13 protein-coding genes are annotated in these 17,452 nt (G+C 49.8%); 7 read left to right on the top strand and 6 right to left on the bottom strand.

Going from position 1 to position 17,452, the window contains the following annotated elements; genetic code table 11:
* Positions 1-17 precede the first annotated feature (17 nt).
* Positions 18-1,529 carry a DNA polymerase Y family protein gene (locus tag GL2_RS11925; RefSeq protein WP_143730860.1) on the top strand — a complete coding sequence of 504 codons (1,512 nt, stop codon included), beginning with the start codon at positions 18-20 and terminating at the stop codon, positions 1,527-1,529.
* Positions 1,530-1,632: 103 nt separating this feature from the next.
* Complete coding sequence (locus tag GL2_RS11920) at positions 1,633-4,806, top strand: error-prone DNA polymerase (RefSeq protein WP_143730859.1); 3,174 nt, start codon at positions 1,633-1,635, stop codon at positions 4,804-4,806.
* Between the two features lie 64 nt (positions 4,807-4,870).
* Here the strand turns inward: GL2_RS11920 and GL2_RS11915 are convergent, their stop codons facing one another.
* Together GL2_RS11915 and GL2_RS22215 are read right to left on the bottom strand one after the other, a co-directional pair.
* A complete protein-coding gene (locus tag GL2_RS11915; RefSeq protein WP_197736446.1) occupies positions 4,871-5,734 on the bottom strand; it encodes a sterol desaturase family protein in 864 nt (287 codons plus the stop codon).
* Between the two features lie 86 nt (positions 5,735-5,820).
* Positions 5,821-6,237 carry a prepilin-type N-terminal cleavage/methylation domain-containing protein gene (locus GL2_RS22215; protein WP_172621132.1) on the bottom strand — a complete coding sequence of 139 codons (417 nt, stop codon included), beginning with the start codon at positions 6,235-6,237 and terminating at the stop codon, positions 5,821-5,823.
* Between the two features lie 386 nt (positions 6,238-6,623).
* Between GL2_RS22215 and pilB the strand changes: the two genes are divergently transcribed.
* The 5 genes from pilB to yacG all read left to right on the top strand — a co-directional run bounded on the left by pilB (position 6,624) and on the right by yacG (position 11,611).
* The gene (pilB, locus tag GL2_RS11905) at positions 6,624-8,336 is read left to right on the top strand and encodes a type IV-A pilus assembly ATPase PilB (protein WP_143730857.1); all 1,713 of its coding nucleotides are present in this window, start codon (positions 6,624-6,626) and stop codon (positions 8,334-8,336) included.
* 156 nt (positions 8,337-8,492) lie between these two features.
* On the top strand, positions 8,493-9,707 hold the full coding sequence (locus tag GL2_RS11900) for a type II secretion system F family protein (RefSeq protein WP_143730856.1): 1,215 nt from the start codon (positions 8,493-8,495) through the stop codon (positions 9,705-9,707).
* 6 nt (positions 9,708-9,713) lie between these two features.
* Entirely contained in the window at positions 9,714-10,598 is an 885-nt protein-coding gene (locus GL2_RS11895) for an A24 family peptidase (protein ID WP_143730855.1), read from the top strand.
* 114 nt (positions 10,599-10,712) lie between these two features.
* Positions 10,713-11,318: a dephospho-CoA kinase gene (gene coaE / locus GL2_RS11890; RefSeq protein ID WP_143730854.1), complete on the top strand. Its 606-nt coding sequence runs from the start codon at positions 10,713-10,715 to the stop codon at positions 11,316-11,318.
* Between the two features lie 74 nt (positions 11,319-11,392).
* A complete protein-coding gene (gene yacG / locus GL2_RS11885; RefSeq protein ID WP_143730853.1) occupies positions 11,393-11,611 on the top strand; it encodes a DNA gyrase inhibitor YacG in 219 nt (72 codons plus the stop codon).
* Between the two features lie 63 nt (positions 11,612-11,674).
* On the opposite strand, the gene mutT is transcribed toward yacG, so the two are convergent.
* From mutT to GL2_RS11865, 4 genes are all read right to left on the bottom strand, one after another.
* Positions 11,675-12,076, bottom strand: a complete 402-nt coding sequence (gene mutT, locus GL2_RS11880) for an 8-oxo-dGTP diphosphatase MutT (RefSeq protein ID WP_143730852.1) — start codon at positions 12,074-12,076, stop codon at positions 11,675-11,677.
* Positions 12,077-12,086: 10 nt separating this feature from the next.
* Complete coding sequence (argJ, locus tag GL2_RS11875; RefSeq protein WP_143730851.1) at positions 12,087-13,289, bottom strand: bifunctional glutamate N-acetyltransferase/amino-acid acetyltransferase ArgJ; 1,203 nt, start codon at positions 13,287-13,289, stop codon at positions 12,087-12,089.
* A 223-nt stretch (positions 13,290-13,512) separates the two neighbouring features.
* Positions 13,513-16,257, bottom strand: a complete 2,745-nt coding sequence (gene secA / locus GL2_RS11870) for a preprotein translocase subunit SecA (RefSeq protein WP_143730850.1) — start codon at positions 16,255-16,257, stop codon at positions 13,513-13,515.
* A gap of 163 nt (positions 16,258-16,420) precedes the next feature.
* The gene (locus tag GL2_RS11865) at positions 16,421-17,356 is read right to left on the bottom strand and encodes a M23 family metallopeptidase (RefSeq protein ID WP_143730849.1); all 936 of its coding nucleotides are present in this window, start codon (positions 17,354-17,356) and stop codon (positions 16,421-16,423) included.
* Between the last annotated feature and the right edge of the window lie 96 nt (positions 17,357-17,452).

The raw sequence follows: 17,452 nt of genomic DNA, 5'->3' as shown, positions 1-17,452 counted from the left end.
CTGCGAGATTCAGCCCCATGCTTTGGCTCTGTATTCAATTCCCCAAACTTCCCTTGGAGGTTCTCACCCGCGCCCTGGATCAAGACATCCAGACAGCAAATCTCGCGGTGATAGAAAAACAGCTCGTTGTCGAGTGCAGTAAACCAGCTTGCGAGCTCGGTATTGAGCCCGGCCTCAGTATCGCCACCGCCTGTGCATTGAGCACCGACCTCCAGCTACTAGACCGGGACTTACAGCGGGAACAACAACAGCTTGAGCAACTGGCACAATGGGGCTACAGCTTTACTCCTGTCATCTCCACCCGGGCTGCAAGTACTATCGGGGATGGTGACAGCCACCCGGCTTGCTTGAACCTGGAGCTAAGCGGGTGTTTGAAAGCAAACGGTGGGCTCAGAATCCTGCTGGATCAGCTACAGAATGAGCTAAACCAGATGGGGATTGGCTGTGTTATGGGACTGGGGCACAGCCCCAGTGCGGCCCGCATGCTCAGCCAGCTGAAAGAACATCGCCTGTGGTTAGCACAAACTCATACCGTTCCCAGCCCACAGCAGTGGAAGCAATGGATCAGTTTTTCCCCAAGCAAACTACTCGACTGCGACAATAAAACCATTACCAAGCTCTATGCCTGTGGCATTAAGCGGGTAAGCCAATTACTGGCCATTCCCCTATCCGAAGTCGGCTCCCGTTTTGGTCGCTCCTTTGTGGATTATTTGGCCCGCCTGAATGGTAGCCGCCAGGACCCGATACCCAGCTATCACCCTCCAGCCAGATTTGATAGCGAATTGTTTTTCCCCAGCCCACTGGATAACAGTGAACAACTGCTTTTCCCCGCTGGCCGCTTGCTCAGAGAACTTTGCCAGCAGTTACAACGCCGCCAACTTTACACCCAGAAACTACACTGGTTGCTGGATTATGGCCAGGGTAAGAGCAAAGAGGTACTTTTAGAAATTTCCCACCCACAGCTCGATCCCCAACGTTTAATTGCATTAACCAGATTGCAGTTCGAGAGAACATCCCTGGAACATCCAGTACAAACACTGCGTTTAAGTAGTCAACAATTACATCCTTTGGTAGAAAGCGAGATAAGTGAGGATCTTTTTGATGAAGCCAACCAGGGCAAACATAGCCAGCAGCTTCTGGACAAACTCAAAGCCCGTCTCGGACATCAGGCCCTCTCTGGTATTGCCCTGAAAGAAAGTTATCTTCCCGAACAGGCCTGGCAGAGTGCCGACAGCTTATTATTGAGAAATAATCCGAAGAAAAAAGCTCATCAGCTTTATCCAATAAAAGCTCAACGCCCCACCTGGTTACTCTCCCGTCCCAACAAGTTACTGAGCCGTAATCAAAAGCTGTTTTATCAAGGAGAGTTACAACTGCTGCAAGGTCCGGAACGTATTGATGGCTACTGGTGGCAACACGGTCGTCATGGACGGGATTACTATATCGCGAGAGAGGGAGATGGCAGCCTCTATTGGATTTTTCAGGACCTGACGACCGAAGAGTGGTTTTTACACGGTATCTTTTCTTAAGAAAAGGTAGATGGCACTTATTAAGGTACTCGGGGAAAGCTTATTTTTTATGTAGGGCAAATATAAATTTTGGCTGAATTTTAGAACAGACAAGAGCATCAGCATGAGGTACGCAGAACTCTTTTGCCAGAGTAACTTTTCTTTTTTACAAGGGGCATCACACCCTTGGGAGCTCATTAAGACGGCTCACTCCCTGGGCTATTCGGCACTGGCGATAACCGATGAATGCTCCCTCTCTGGAGTAGTTCGCGCCTACAAGGAGCTAGGCAACATCAGGCACTCCCAAGAAAGTGAGCATAACAATAAGAAGGAGCCTTTCCCCTTTAAGCTAATCTGTGGAAGTTATTTTCACCTGCAAAGTGGCGAAAAGATTGTACTACTCGCCCCCAACAAAAGTGCTTACAGTGAGCTCTGCCAAATTATCTCCACCTCTCGATTAAGAGCAGAAAAAGGCAAATATAAAACCTTCCAGGAGGATCTAATAAAAATCAGCAGCAAGCTCATTGCAATCTGGCTGACAGGAACTGAAGAAATCAGCATACCCAAAGCGATTAAACAGCACTTTCACGATAGGTTGTATATCGCACTGAACAACAACCTGAGTGCAGACAGTAACCAAAAGACTCGGAGTCTTATCCAGCTCTCTAATCGAGAGAAGCTTCCCCTGGTGGCTACTAATTCTGTATTAATGCACTGTCGCCGAAGGAAACCCTTACAGGATGTGCTTAATGCCAATTTCCACAATTGCACTCTGGAGCAACTCGGTTACCAATTACAGCAGAACGCTGAACGCTATTTACGAAGCCTTGATGATATTGAAACTCTCTACCCTAAGGGGGCTATCGCTAATACTTTAGCTATCGTTGAGCAGTGTACCTTTTGTCTCAGTGAGCTGCGCTACCGATACCCATCTGAAGTTATCCCCTGCGAGAAATCTCCAGCAAGCTATTTACGGGAACTGGTAAAGCTAGGCCGTAAAATTCGCTGGCCTAAAGGGCCTGAAGAACGTATTGATATACTAATCGAAAAAGAGCTATCAATGATCGCCGAATTGGGGTATGAGCACTACTTCCTCACCATCTACGATATTGTCCAGTTCGCAAGAGATAAAAATATCCTCTATCAAGGGCGAGGATCTGCCGCCAATTCAGTTGTTTGCTATTGCCTGTTTATCACTGAAATTGACCCACATAAAATCGGTCTTTTATTTGAACGCTTTATCTCTCGCGAGCGAAATGAACCACCGGATATCGATGTGGACTTCGAGCACGAAAGACGCGAGGAAGTCATCCAATATATTTACCAGAAATACGGCAGGGATAGAGCTGGTCTGGCTGCCAGTAAGATTACCTACCGTTTTAAAAGCGCCCTGAGAGATATTGGCAAGGCACTCGGCATAGGTTCAGCTACGATTGAACAACTTATTGTCGAACGAGCCTGGTGGGACTCCCTGGACGACTTCCCTAAACAAATGCAAAAAGTCGGCATAGACCCGCAAAGTATTACTGGTAAAAAACTTCCCCAACTACTACAGCAGATATATGGGTTTCCCCGGCATCTATCCCAGCATGTGGGCGGCTTCGTAATAACCGAGCAGCCGCTACACCACTTGGTTCCTACTGAAAATGCCGCAATGGAAGGGCGCACTTTGGTGCAATGGGATAAAGAGGATATTGAAGACTTAAAGTTGATGAAGGTAGATGTACTCGCGCTGGGCATGCTGACCGCGCTACGTAAGTCCTTAAATTATATGGCACTTTATGGTCCTAAAATGTGCTTGCAGGATATCCCGACAGAAGATCCAAAGGTATATGAAATGATGTGCCGCGCAGATACCGTGGGGGTTTTTCAGATCGAATCCCGCGCACAAATGAGTATGCTGCCTCGGCTACAACCACGTAGCTTCTATGAACTCACCATAGAGATTGCCATAGTCCGCCCAGGACCAATCCAGGGTGGTATGGTACATCCCTACCTGAAACGTAAGCAGGGTCTGGAAGGAGTCAGCTACCCCCATAAAAACCTGCGCCCAGTACTGGAGCGCACCCTCGGCGTACCTATCTTCCAAGAGCAGGTTATCCAGCTTTCGATGGTTGCTGCTGGCTTTAGCGGAGGTGAAGCCGATGAATTGCGCCGCGCTATGGCCAGCTGGGGAAAAAATGGAGACCTGTATAAATTTAAAGACAAGCTGGTTAAAGGTATGCTGAAAAGTGGTTATAGGGCTGATTTTGCCAAACAGCTGTTTAACCAGATGAAAGGCTTCGGATCTTATGGCTTCCCCGAATCACACTCCGCCAGCTTTGCCCTCTTGGCTTATTTTTCTGCCTGGATTAAGTTTCATCACCCAGCGGCATTCTATTGCGGCCTGCTTAACAGCCAGCCTATGGGGTTTTATGCACCGGCACAGCTGGTTTACGATGCGCAAAGGCATGGAGTAAAGGTGCTGCCTATTGATGTACTTTATAGCTACTGGGATCACTGCCTGGAGCCACAAAAGCAAACAAAACCCACACAAAATAAAACCAAAGGCACACAGCCCGAAAAAACGAATCAAACAACGGTTTGCGAGGAATCAAAATTCTCCCCACCCTCACTACGGCTCGGTATGCGTCTGGTAAAAGGACTCAATGCTACTAGCGCTGAAACACTTATCGAACTCCGCAATCGTCAACAGCTTGAATCTCCCACTCAGCTTTACCAGTGCAAGAATCTATCAAAAGAGCAAATCGCTTTACTGGCGAGCGCCAATGCTTTTCAAAGTTTTAAGAGGGGGCGCTATCAAGATACCTGGTCATCTTTCGATAAAGACAACCACACTGAAAAAAGTACTTTCTTACCCATTACCACCGCTAAAGACAGCACTTACAGCGACTATACAAGCACCAGCCTAAGCTTAAATGAACACCCAATCGCACTGTTGCGTAGACATAAACAATTTCAAAACCATATCTCAGCAAGACAAATCGCTTACTGCAATGATGGACAACAAGTAATAGTAATCGGCCTGGTTACTTGCCGTCAGAGGCCAGAAAGTGCTTCCGGGGTAATGTTTCTTACTTTGGAGGATGAAAGCGGGACGACAAATATCGTTCTTTGGGAAAAAAAACAGGAGCGCTATAAGTCAGAACTTAAGCGAGGAAGTGTTCTGGAGGTGAGGGGAACTATTCAAATCAACCAAGAAAATAGGTTACGAGAAAGCGGGGTAACTCACTTAGTAGCACGGGAAATTTCTTGTATAAGCTGGCAAGAGATACAATCCATCAGAAGCTTTCACTAATACAATGCCAAGAACTATAGGAGACCCAGCCAAAGATGCAGGTAGTTGATCAACTTACCCATCCTCAATTTATCTGCTGATCTCCATACTGGTCCACTCTTTTCCGATAAGCTTCAACTTTAAATGGGTAGCATAACTGGCCTATCAAGCTAGCACCCACTCTATTAGAAACCCCTAGTCGTTTATTACATAAGCCCGGCACTCTATATGTGCCAAACCATTGGTCAAAAACAGAGAAAACGGTGGCAAAATTAGTGTGATGTGCGGCTTTTTCTTCCGCATGGTGCCAGCGATGCATTACAGGGGAGACAAAAATCTTCCCCCACCAGCCATAAGTCCAAGGTAAGTCCGCATGAATAAAAAAACCGTAATAATGACGGATCAGGCTATTTGCAATGACCGCATAAGGGGGAAAGCCAAGAAATAATAATAATGAACCATCAATCAAAAAAGTGGTTAGACGATTTACTGGATGAAAACGCTCAAGTGTAAGCCATGACATTTTCCTGTCGGAATGATGGATCAAGTGGCCCGGCCACAAAAATCTCGTATGCTCCAGCCTATGACGCCAATAACCTATAAAGTCTCCACAAAAAACAGCACAAAAAACCACGATAAAACTTGGCATACTCGACCAAAGCATCTCCATATAATCCAGTGTCACACCTGACAAACTCACCCAGCGATAGAGTAAAACCAATAACGGCGTCACGAGTACTGTGTTTAACGTCAACCAAAAAAGATTCTGTATATTCTCAGAAAAACAACCTTTTATAGCCTCAAAAGTATCTCTACCCTTAACAAGCAATGAAAAGAGAAAAAAAATAACTGCGGGAAGCAAAAGACTCGACAATGCCTTAGCAAGCGCCTCTGACGACATCACAAGTAGTTCAAACATCAGCTTAGCTTCTCCATCGGAGACGATCATCAACTAAAAAAAATCCCCGGAAGCCGGGGATTTTTTTAACTCGTTACTAATAGCCGCTTGCTAAATTATAAGCAACAACTAGGAAATTACGGAGTTGTTAGCGCAACACCAGCACCTTCTTCACACTGGTTTTGAGTAGCAGCTGCTGCATCTTTTGTATTGGCGGTATAAGTAACAGCACCATCTGCAGTAACAGCAGCAGTTACAGTACAAGTGCCATCATCCCAGGTCAAATCAACAGGTGTAGCTTCAGCTACAGTTGCTGACGCAGTCAAAGTGGCTTTATTGGCCGTGATCTCATCTCCCAAAGTTTTACATCCAATACCAGTCTGGATACAAGCCTGAGCCTTGGTGACAAATCCGCCCACACCTTTCATCGCCGCACCACCGTGAGAGGTAGCAACATACTCACGATATGCTGGAATCGCTACTGCAGCCAAAATACCGATAATCGCTACTACGATCATCAATTCAATAAGAGTAAAACCCTGTTGCTTTTTCATTGTAACCGTCTCCATACAGACTTTTTAAAAGTGAATCCCGTGAGGAAGTCGCCAAACAAGATACAAGGTTTGTGCCAAGTTTGGCAAGACGAGACACTCGCTTGTTTTCACAAGTGAGATGGCAATCACTGATACGGAATCTCACTTACAAGTTACAAAATTATTGACAGCCCAACTCAATAGCTGACAAAAAACGTCACTTTTCGACATCCATCGTATGTTGCAAGGTCCGCACAAATGCTTAGATTGGCTCAATAAACTTTATTCGCTATATTTGTCTCACTCTTAGCTCCTTTGTCACAATCATCATTGGAACAAAAATTAGACAGCAGCACCCTCGACTTAACTCAGCTTGAGAGTGCGGCAAAATAACAGCGGTTTCCTCCATGACTAGCTCCCCCCTTAGTGGCCTGGCAAAACGCCTGGTAGCAGACCAAATCCTCGATGAAACCACTGCCGCCTCCGCCTCAAAGGCAGCCCGCCGGGCAGGTCAGTCTTTTGCCCAGCATGCCGTTGAAGCCAAGCTGGTAAAAAGTCGCGAACTTGCCAATATTGCCTCCCTGGCCTTTGGCACACCGTTATTTGACCTCGGTTGTTATAACTTCGAAATGATTCCCAAGGGAGTGGTTGACGAGAAGTTGATCAGCAAGCATTTCGCCCTCCCTCTATATAAGCGTGGAAATCGCCTCTTTGTTGCGGTAGCAGACCCAACCAACCTGGCAGGGTTAGACGAGATTAACTTCAACACCGGCCTCAGCACAGACGCTGTTTTGGTAGAAGCCGACAAGCTTGGAAAGGCGATTGAAAGCTACCTCTCCGACGGCGGAGACATTAGTGCCGGCCTAGATGGTATCGATGATGAGGATCTGGACTCGCTCAATGTGGGGGGGAGCGAATCTGAATCCGACGATGAGAGCGAGCCGGGAGGAGATGAAGCCCCGGTTGTTCGCTTTGTCAATAAAGTTCTACTTGACGCCATTCGCACCGGAGCCTCCGACATCCACTTCGAGCCTTATGAAAAATCCTACCGGGTTCGCTTCCGCACCGACGGTGTACTGCATGAAGTTTCCAAGCCACCCATTCAGCTGGCCACAAGGCTATCTGCCCGTTTAAAGGTGATGTCGAAAATGGACATCTCAGAACGGAGAGTACCTCAAGACGGCCGGATTAAAATGAAGCTGTCCAAAACCAAGGCTATCGACTTCCGGGTAAACAGCCTGCCGACACTTTGGGGGGAAAAGATTGTTCTGCGAATTCTCGACCCCTCTTCAGCAAAACTGGGAATCGATGCGCTCGGTTATGAGGACGAGCAAAAAAAGATCTATATGGATGCCCTGGCCCAACCCCAGGGTATGATCCTGGTTACCGGGCCAACAGGCTCAGGCAAAACAGTTTCCCTCTATACCGGTCTCAACATACTCAATACTGCTGAACGGAATATATCCACCGCAGAAGACCCGGTGGAGATCAATCTGGAAGGGATTAATCAGGTCAACGTCTCTTCCAAAGTAGGCCTTAATTTTGCCGAGGCCCTGCGTTCATTCCTGCGGCAAGACCCTGATATCGTGATGGTGGGGGAGATTCGGGACCTGGAGACCGCGGAGATTGCCATTAAAGCGGCGCAGACTGGGCACTTAGTACTCTCAACATTACACACAAACTCCGCCCCGGAAACCCTCACACGCCTGATGAACATGGGAGTGCCTACTTTTAATATCGCCACTTCTGTCAGTGTTATTATCGCCCAGCGCTTGGCAAGGCGTTTATGTAGCGAGTGCAAAAAGGCCGCTACTCTTCCAAATGAAGTGCTGGAAGCAGAAGGCTTTTCTGCAGTAAGCATCCCCAATAGCGAATGGACAATCTACCAGCCGGTTGGCTGCGAACACTGCTCCAAGGGCTACAAGGGGCGCGTAGGCGTGTATGAAGTGGTTCGCATCACTGATAGCATCTCCAGAATTATAATGGAGGGCGGCAACTCGATTCAGATTGCCGACCAGGCTCGCAAAGATGGCTTTAACAACCTAAGAACCTCAGCACTGCGCAAAGTGGTGATGGGTATTACCAGTTTGGAAGAAGCCAACCGAGTGACCAAGGATTAAACATGTGAAGTAAGCCTCTACAAATTGAATTCTGTAGATAGATGAGGCAGGTATCTACACTGCTCGCCTTATCCCTGAGCTTCAGGGCTCTCCAGAGCAAAATAGATATCAGATATGGCGTAAGCTCCGCCAGAGAAAGAATCAGGAATAAATACTATGGCCAATGCTGCAGCAGTAGCGTATATCTATAAAGGCGTGGATAGCAAAGGGGCTAAGGTTCAGGGAGAAGTCAGCGGGACCAGTCCGGCACTGGTAAAAGCGCAGCTACGCAAGCAGGGCATTATCGCCAGTCGCGTACAAAAAAAACCTAAACCGCTATTTGGTGGGGGCAAGAAAAAAGTAAAACCGGGAGACATAGCCCTATTTACTCGGCAACTTGCCACTATGATGAAGGCTGGTGTTCCCCTGGTGCAGAGTTTCGAAATCGTCGCGGATGGTCTCGATAACCAAGGATTGAAAGACCTGATTTTTAAAATTCGTGATGATGTAGCTTCTGGTACTGCTTTTGCCGATGCCCTACGTAAACACCCACTTTATTTCGATAACTTATTCTGCAATTTAGTAGCCTCCGGAGAGCAATCAGGTGCCCTTGAAACCATGCTCGACCGTATTGCCACTTATAAGGAAAAAACGGAATCACTCAAGGCGAAAATTAAAAAGGCAATGACGTACCCTCTTGCGGTAGTTGTGGTCGCGATCATTGTTACATCAATCCTTTTAATAAAGGTTGTACCTCAGTTCGCTGAAACCTTTGCGGGCTTTGGTGCGGATTTGCCTGCATTTACTCAATTTGTAGTTAACATCTCTGAATGGATGCAAGCCTACTGGTTTATAGCTCTATTTAGCATAGTTTTTTCAGTGGGGGGGATTATCGAAGCTAAAAAGCGCAATAGAGGTGTAGCGCAATTTTTTGATAAGTTGATGCTTAAATTACCAGTGTTAGGGCCAATTACCTACAATTCTATTGCCGCTCGGTTTGCCAGGACCCTATCCACGACTTTTGCTTCAGGTGTTCCCTTAATTGATGCACTTAAATCCGTTGCAGGTGCCACTGGTAATTGTGTTTACGAAGAAGCAACTCTAAGAATACGCGATTCAGTTGCCACAGGTATCCCCCTCAATAGCGCAATGCGCCAATCTGGTCTTTATCCCGTCATGCTGGTGCAGATGACCTCTATCGGTGAGGAATCCGGAGCACTGGATGAGATGCTTAGTAAAGCTGCAGACTTTTATGAAGAAGCTGTTGATAATGCCGTTGATAATTTAACCACGCTTCTTGAGCCTATGATTATGTCTATTCTCGGTGTATTAGTTGGTGGCCTTCTTATTGCCATGTATCTTCCAATCTTCCAGCTCGGAAAAGTAATCTAGTTATTCATGATAGAACTTATCTCTAACTATCCTGCGCTGCTATTGAGCAGCGCTTTTATTTTTGGCCTGTTAATAGGTAGCTTCCTCAATGTGGTAATCCTGCGCCTGCCAGTTATGATGGAGCGGGAGTACAAGCGGGATTTTTACAGTTACTTCGACACAAAACCTGATTCCGCATCGCAGGAAGAGTTGAGTAAACCTTTCAATCTGGTATTGCCCCACTCCCATTGCCCCAAGTGCAAAACTGAGATCAAACCCTGGCAAAATATTCCGTTAATCAGCTACTTATTTTTGCGTGGCAGGTGCAGCTCCTGTGGTACAGCCATTTCCAAGCGTTACCCCATGGTGGAACTGGTCACCGGTATTCTCACCGCAGTTGTGGTGTGGCAACTGGGCTTTACTTGGCAGGCATTGGCTGGATGTGCGTTTACCTGGGTCTTGATCGCCCTCACTGGTATCGATTTTGACAAGCAGCTATTACCAGACAACCTGTCTCTGCCACTGCTCTGGGGTGGGTTGCTGATCAATTTGTGGGGCACTTTTGTTCCATTGCAGGATGCGGTTATCGGGGCGATCGCTGGCTATCTGTCGCTGTGGCTGGTATTCCATATCTTTAAGCTGGTTACTGGCAAAGAGGGGATGGGAGCTGGGGACTTCAAGATCCTCGCCGCTATTGGGGCCTGGTTTGGCTGGCAGATGCTGCCGTTGGTGATTCTTTTGTCTGCCGCCGTGGGCGCTATTGCCGGTATCACCTGGAGCCTGGCTGTGGGGCGGGACCACAGACTACCAATTGCCTTTGGGCCCTATTTGGCCGGAGCTGGTTGGATCGCCATGTTGTGGGGTGAGCAGATAGTAAGCTGGTATATGAGCTTCTCTGGACTTGGCAGCTGACGAGACCTGCCCAATTAGCTCTCACAGAGTAAGTGATTTAACATAAACCCGGCCCGGCAAAGGCCGGGTTTATTATTTTTTAGCCTCAAGTTTTCAGTTCAGGGAGACCGAATATTGTTTCGAGTAGGCTTAACCGGCGGAATTGGTAGCGGCAAGTCGGCCGCTGCCGAGTGCTTTCGCGAGCTGGGTATCCATGTAGTGGATGCAGACTGGGCCGCTAGAGTGGTTGTGCAGCCCGGCAAACCTGCATTGGAGCAGATTGCCCAGCATTTCGGCGCAGGTGTTTTACTGGATAATGGCGAGCTGAACCGGGCGCAGTTGCGTACCCTGATCTTTGACGCCCCAGAGGATAGAGCCTGGCTTGAGAGCCTGCTGCACCCCCTGATACGCGAGGAGATCCTCTCTTCCCTGGAACAGGGCTCAAGTCCTTATGCGATACTGGAGTCGCCACTGCTGATTGAATCGGGCCAGCACCAGCTGGTTGACAGAATCTGTGTGGTGGACCTGCCGGAGAGCTTGCAGGTAGAAAGGGCCAGTGCCAGGGATAAGAATCACAAGGAGCAGATTCGCAAAATTATGGCGGCTCAGTTGAACCGACAGGAGCGACTGGAAAAGGCTGATGACGTTCTGGACAACTCAGCTGGCTTGGCGGAGTTACGCAGTCAGATTGAAATACTGCATCAAAGATACTTACTGCAGGCGGCCTCCATTCAAAATTAGCCCCAAGGAAACTCTTGGCCCAATAAAGGCCGAAACTTCAATCTACAACCAAGTTAACAATACCCAGATCATATATGTCCAAGAGTAAAGAAACCCCGTCCCTGAACTGCCCCACCTGCAAAAAGCCCATTGAGTGGAGTAGTCAATTTCCGTTCAAACCTTTTTGTAGCGAGCGCTGCAAGTTGATTGATTTGGGGGAGTGGGCCAGTGAGGGCCACAAAATTCCAGGGGAATCCGTTTTCGATGACGTCCTCAGTGACGATCTGGACCCAACAAAGCAGCGCCCTAACTGAACATGACGCCTTGCAGGCTGGGCCTGCTGGGCGGTGCGCTGTTACACATGACACATTTATAGACTACAAAGGTTCAGCAGCTTTAATCGCCTCAATAATTGCCTGGTTGGCATCTGGAAATTGGAAATGGTCCAACTCCTGGACAGCCACCCAGGCAGTCTCCTGCCCTTCCTGGCCGGCGGCCTCGCCGGAAAATGCCGTTACCTGCCAGGTATCGAGCAGGACCGTCTTTTCCGGGTATTCGTGGCGAATTTCCACCAAGGGGGTCAACTCAATTACCTCAATCGCCACTTCTTCGTGTAGCTCACGGGAAAGCGCCTGCTGAACACTTTCCCCTTTTTCGACCTTGCCACCGGGAAATTCCCAGCGCCCCCCCATATGCACGTGATCAGGACGGCGGGCAATCAGGATTTTGCCATCACGGCGACGCACAACCCCCACGGCAACATGGATAACACGGGTCACTACAACTTCCTCAGGTCCGGTATTCGGCGTTGATGGTGACATACTCATGGGAGAAGTCACAGGTCCATATATGCTCATTACAAGCACCGCGGCCAAGTTCGATAAGGATGGTAAATTCGGGTTTAGAGAATACCTGCTCGCCCTGCTCTTCCCTGTAATTACCTGCTCGACCTCCCGCCTCTACCACCAGTACCCGATCCAAATAAATATTGACTTTATCTGTATCAAGGTCCCCCGGAATAGCATTGCCGATCGCCATTACCAGGCGCCCCCAGTTGGGATCGGAGGCGTAGAGTGCCGTTTTCACCAGAGGGGACTCTCCCACCTCAAATGCAACACGTAATGCCTCCGCACCGCTCCGGGCCCCCTCAACCTGCACAGTCACGAACTTGGTTGCACCCTCACCGTCTTTCACAACCGCTTTGGCCAGTTCTATATGAAGCTGGGTAATAGCTTCCATCAATTCTGGATAGCCATCATCTTCACAGGTCTCAATCCGGCTGCTACTGGCTCCGGTAGCTATAAGTACGCAGGCGTCATTGGTTGAGGTGTCTCCATCCACACTAACCCGATTAAAGGAGGCATTCACAGCATCTGTAACCATCTTGTCTAATAACGGTTGGGCAATATGTGCATCTGTGGCGACATAGGCCAACATTGTTGCCATATTCGGCTTGACCATACCGGAGCCTTTGGCAATACCAACGATAGTGATTTTCTCTCCGCCTATTTCCAGTGTGCGAACGACCGTCTTGGGACGGGTGTCAGTGGTCATAATGGCCTTCGCGGCCCTATTCCAGCCGCTTTCCGATAGCTGACCGGCAACACTGGGAATGGCATCCAGCAGCCGCTGCAGCGGCAGGTGCTCGCCAATCACACCCGTGCTAAAAGGCAGTACCTGCTCGGCACGAATGCTCAGCGCCTCAGCAACAGCCTCACAGCAAGCCTTGGTATCGCTGAGCCCCCTGGCTCCAGTTGCTGCATTGGCATTACCCGCATTTACCAACAAAGCGCGCACTGCCCCTTGAGAGAGATGCTCCCTCGCTACAATCACAGGCGCTGCACAAAAAGAATTCTGGGTAAAAGTGGCGGAAACCGACGCTCCCGCATCAATTTCCATCAGAAGCAGATCGTCGCGCTGCCAGTCTTTAATCCTGGCGGGTACGCTGGCGAGGCGAATGCCTCTTACTGGGGGAAGAGATAAGTCTGACATAACAGTAGCGCTTTTGAGGCTCCGAGGAGACCTGCTCCAAGGTCAAGAGTGGGTGAAAGGGCGCATTATTAAAGCCTATCGGGGGATAGGCAAGAAAAAACAGAGCTTAATGCGGAATTAATACCCATATCCGCAGAATATTTTTTACCGTATGTAAAAAATACCCCGCTAAGGGCGGGGTATTTCTCTACTCAAAGCTCTCTATCAAAACGCTTATAGACTGCTAGCTCTGAGGAGAGGAAGCCAGCTTGCCGTGGCATTGCTTGTACTTCTTACCAGAGCCACAGGGGCAAGGGTCATTGCGGCCTACTTTCGGCCCGCGGCGCTCAGGCACAAGAGCTGCCTGCTGCTGCGGTTCACTCTCAGGCAGGGCGGAAGCCTCAGCGTGCTGCAACTCTAGCTGCTGCTTGCGCTGCTCTTCCAGGCGACGCTGCTCCATTTCTTCCATCTGCTCGCGGGTCATCGGCTCTACATGGGCGAGGATACGCACCACTTCATGCTTGAGATTCTCCAGCATGCTCTGGAACAGGTGGAAAGACTCGCGCTTGAACTCCTGCTTGGGGTTCTTGTTCGCGTATGCACGCAGGCCAATGCCTGCTCTCAGGTGATCCATGCTGGAGAGATGCTCTTTCCACAACTGGTCCAATACCTGCAACATAATCTGGCGCTCAACCGTAGGCATCAGGTTTTCATCACCAGAGGATTCGCTGATACGTGCCACCTTGGTTGCATAGGCTTCCTGGGCCGCGGTAACTAGCTTCTCACGCAGGCTCTCTTCGTGTAGCGTGCGATCTTCATCCAGCCATTGCTGTACCGGCAACTCGATACCCAATTCGCCAGAAAGCTGCTTCTCCAGCGCTGGGATATCCCACTGCTCTTCCACGCTCTGCGGTGGCACAGAAGCAGAAATCACTTCGTTGACCACATCTTCGCGAATAGCGCTAATAGTATCGCTGATCTTGTCTGCTTCCAGCAGTTCATTGCGCTGGCTGTAAATTACCTGGCGCTGGTCGTTGGCCACATCATCGTATTCCAGCAGCTGCTTACGGATATCGAAATTGCGACCTTCAACGCGACGCTGCGCTTTCTCGATAGCATTGGAAACCATGCGGTGCTCGATGGCTTCACCGCGCTCCATACCCAACATCTGCATAAAATTTTTCACCCGATCAGAGGCAAAAATACGCATCAGGTTGTCTTCGAGGGACAGGTAGAAGCGGGTCATTCCAGGATCACCCTGGCGCCCTGCGCGACCACGTAGCTGGTTGTCGATACGGCGGGATTCATGGCGCTCGGTACCGATAATATGCAGACCACCAGCCCCAATTACCTGGTCGTGGCGTTTCTGCCAGTCCTCTTTTACTGCGGCGATTTCAGCCTCGGCCAACTCACGCCCTTTCTCCTGAGCCAGTTCAGCGGCTTCGGCCTCCCAATTACCACCCAGCACAATATCGGTACCGCGACCGGCCATATTAGTGGCGATAGTAACCGCGCCTGGGCGCCCCGCCTGGGCAATAATCTGCGCTTCCCGTTCGTGGTATTTGGCGTTTAGAACCTGATGCTGAATGCCCGCCTTTTGCAGCATGCGCGACATTTCTTCAGAGGTTTCAATTGAAGCAGTACCCACAAGGATCGGCGCCTGCTTCTCACGGCAGTGCTTCACATCCTCAATGATTGCTTCCATTTTCTCTTCTTGACTCAGGTAAACCAGGTCGTTGAGATCTTCCCGCTGAATATCCACGTTAGTGGGGATTACCACCACATCCAGGCCGTAAATCTGCTGAAATTCAAAGGCCTCGGTATCCGCGGTTCCTGTCATACCAGAGAGCTTTGGATAGAAGCGGAATAAGTTCTGGAAGGTCGTGGAAGCCAGAGTTTGGCTCTCGCTCTGGATCTGTACATTCTCTTTCGCTTCCAGAGCCTGATGCAGACCTTCAGACAAACGACGTCCCGGCATGGTACGACCGGTATGCTCATCAATCAGCACCACCTGGCCATTCTGTACGATATAGTCCACATCCTTGTTAAACAGTACATGCGCACGAAGAGCGGCGTGAACATGGTGCAGTAAACCCAGGTTACCGGGTGCATAAAGGGATTCATCTTCCTTCATCAGGCCACTGCGGGAAAGCAGCTCCTCAATCAGCAAATGCCCCTGCTCGGTCATTTCCACCTGGCGCGATTTCTCGTCCACGGTATAGTGGCCTTCACCACCCTCTTCTGCACGCTCCAGCTGAGGGATCAGCTTGTTCATGGCCATATAGAGGTGCGAGGAATCTTCAGCGGCACCGGAGATAATCAGTGGTGTGCGCGCTTCATCAATCAGGATGGAATCCACTTCATCCACGATGGCAAAATTCTGTGGGCGCTGGGTACGATCCTCCTTGCGCAACACCATATTGTCACGCAGGTAATCGAAGCCGAATTCATTATTGGTGCCGTAGGTAATATCGGCCTCATAGGCAGCTTTTTTATCGTCAGGGTGCTGCTGGGAAACAATGACGCCCACACTCAGGCCGAGGAATTCAAAAACGGGGCGCATCCAGTTGGCATCACGGGAAGCGAGGTAATCGTTCACCGTTACAATATGTACACCTTTGCTTTCCAGCGCATTCAGATAGGCTGGCAAAGTTGCCACCAGGGTCTTACCCTCACCGGTACGCATTTCAGCAATGCGACCTTCGTGCAGCGTCATACCACCGATCAACTGGACATCAAAATGGCGCATGCCCAGGGTGCGACGGCCCGCCTCGCGCACTGCAGCAAATGCTTCAGGCAGCAGCTGGTCCAGTGTCTCGCCATCCGCTATACGCTTTTTGAATTCATCTGTTTTAGCGCGAAGGGCTGCGTCATCCAGCTTTTGGAAATCCTCTTCCAAAGCGTTGACTTTTTCCACGACCCGTCGCATGCGCTTCAGCTCGCGGTCATTTTTTGAACCAAAGACCGATTTAATCAGTTTGCCAATCATTATCTAGAAACCACTTATCTTATGTGCGCTGTCGGCGCCAATACTGGGCAGATTGCTGCACCGACACTCCTTTATGCGTGGGGTGCAAGTAAACAGGAAGGCGCAACCGCTGGCAACTCTTATGCCAAGCTGCCGGCAATTACGCGTAAAGGAAGAATAGTTGTTATCTGCCGGTGCGGCGGATGTAGCTGGCCGGATCGACCGTGCGATTGTTCTTGAAGATTTCGAAGTGAACATGGGGCCCGGTTGAGCGGCCACTGGAACCCATCTGGGCGATAACCTGCCCCTTTTTTACAACATCACCAAGGCCAACCTTGAGGTTGTTATTATGCCCGTAGCGTGTTGAATAACCATTGCCATGGTTAATCTCCACCAGCTGACCATAGCCGTGACGCTCGTCAGCCCAGGTCACTACGCCAGCGGCAACAGAAACCACATCTGAACCCATTTTTCCGGCGAAATCGACTCCCTTGTGCCAGGTGCGACGCCCGGTAAATGGGTCGGTGCGATAGCCGTAGCGGGAGGACATCCAGCCCTTGGTAATCGGGCGCCCGGCGATAAACTGCTCATCCTCAAGCTTGAGATTTGCCATCAGGGACTCAAGCGTATTGAGCTGCATCTGACGATCATCAATCTGGTGTGACAAATCACCGATGACATCAATAAATTCGGGGGGGTGGTATGGGAGTTCTGAGGCACCGGCAATTCCGGGATCTTCTGGCCCACCGATAGCGGGGGCAGCGCTGAACTCGAACTCGCCCTCATCCAGATTCGCTGCCGCTGTGAGTCGCTCACCAAGGGCATCCAGACGGGTGAGGCGGGCCTGTAGCTCCGCCAGCTTTACTGTCAGGGCTGCCAGCTGCTCACGCGCTTCCTGGTCGGCTCCCTCAATCTCCTCCTGCTGCTTACGCAGGGCGCGCTCCCAGGCCTTGGCAGTACGCGCATCGAACAGGTCGCTTTTAGCTACCGGCAGGTTGGCGCCGAGAAAAAATGCACCGACAGGGAGACCGAGCAGGCACAGCCCCAGCAGCGCCTTACTCAAGCCGCCAAAATTTAAGCTGCGGGTTGCACCGCGCTCATTGACCAGGATTACTTTCATAGCAAGCGGGAGAAGTTCGACATATTGTAATTTTGATCGCCACTGATATGAGACGTTATCTCAGCGCTATACCTCATACCAATGATTTGGCAATTC

Origin of the sequence: Microbulbifer sp. GL-2 (genome assembly GCF_007183175.1) — a bacterium.
Classification (GTDB): Bacteria; Pseudomonadota; Gammaproteobacteria; order Pseudomonadales; family Cellvibrionaceae; genus Microbulbifer.
This window is presented reverse-complemented; position numbering and strand designations above follow the sequence as displayed.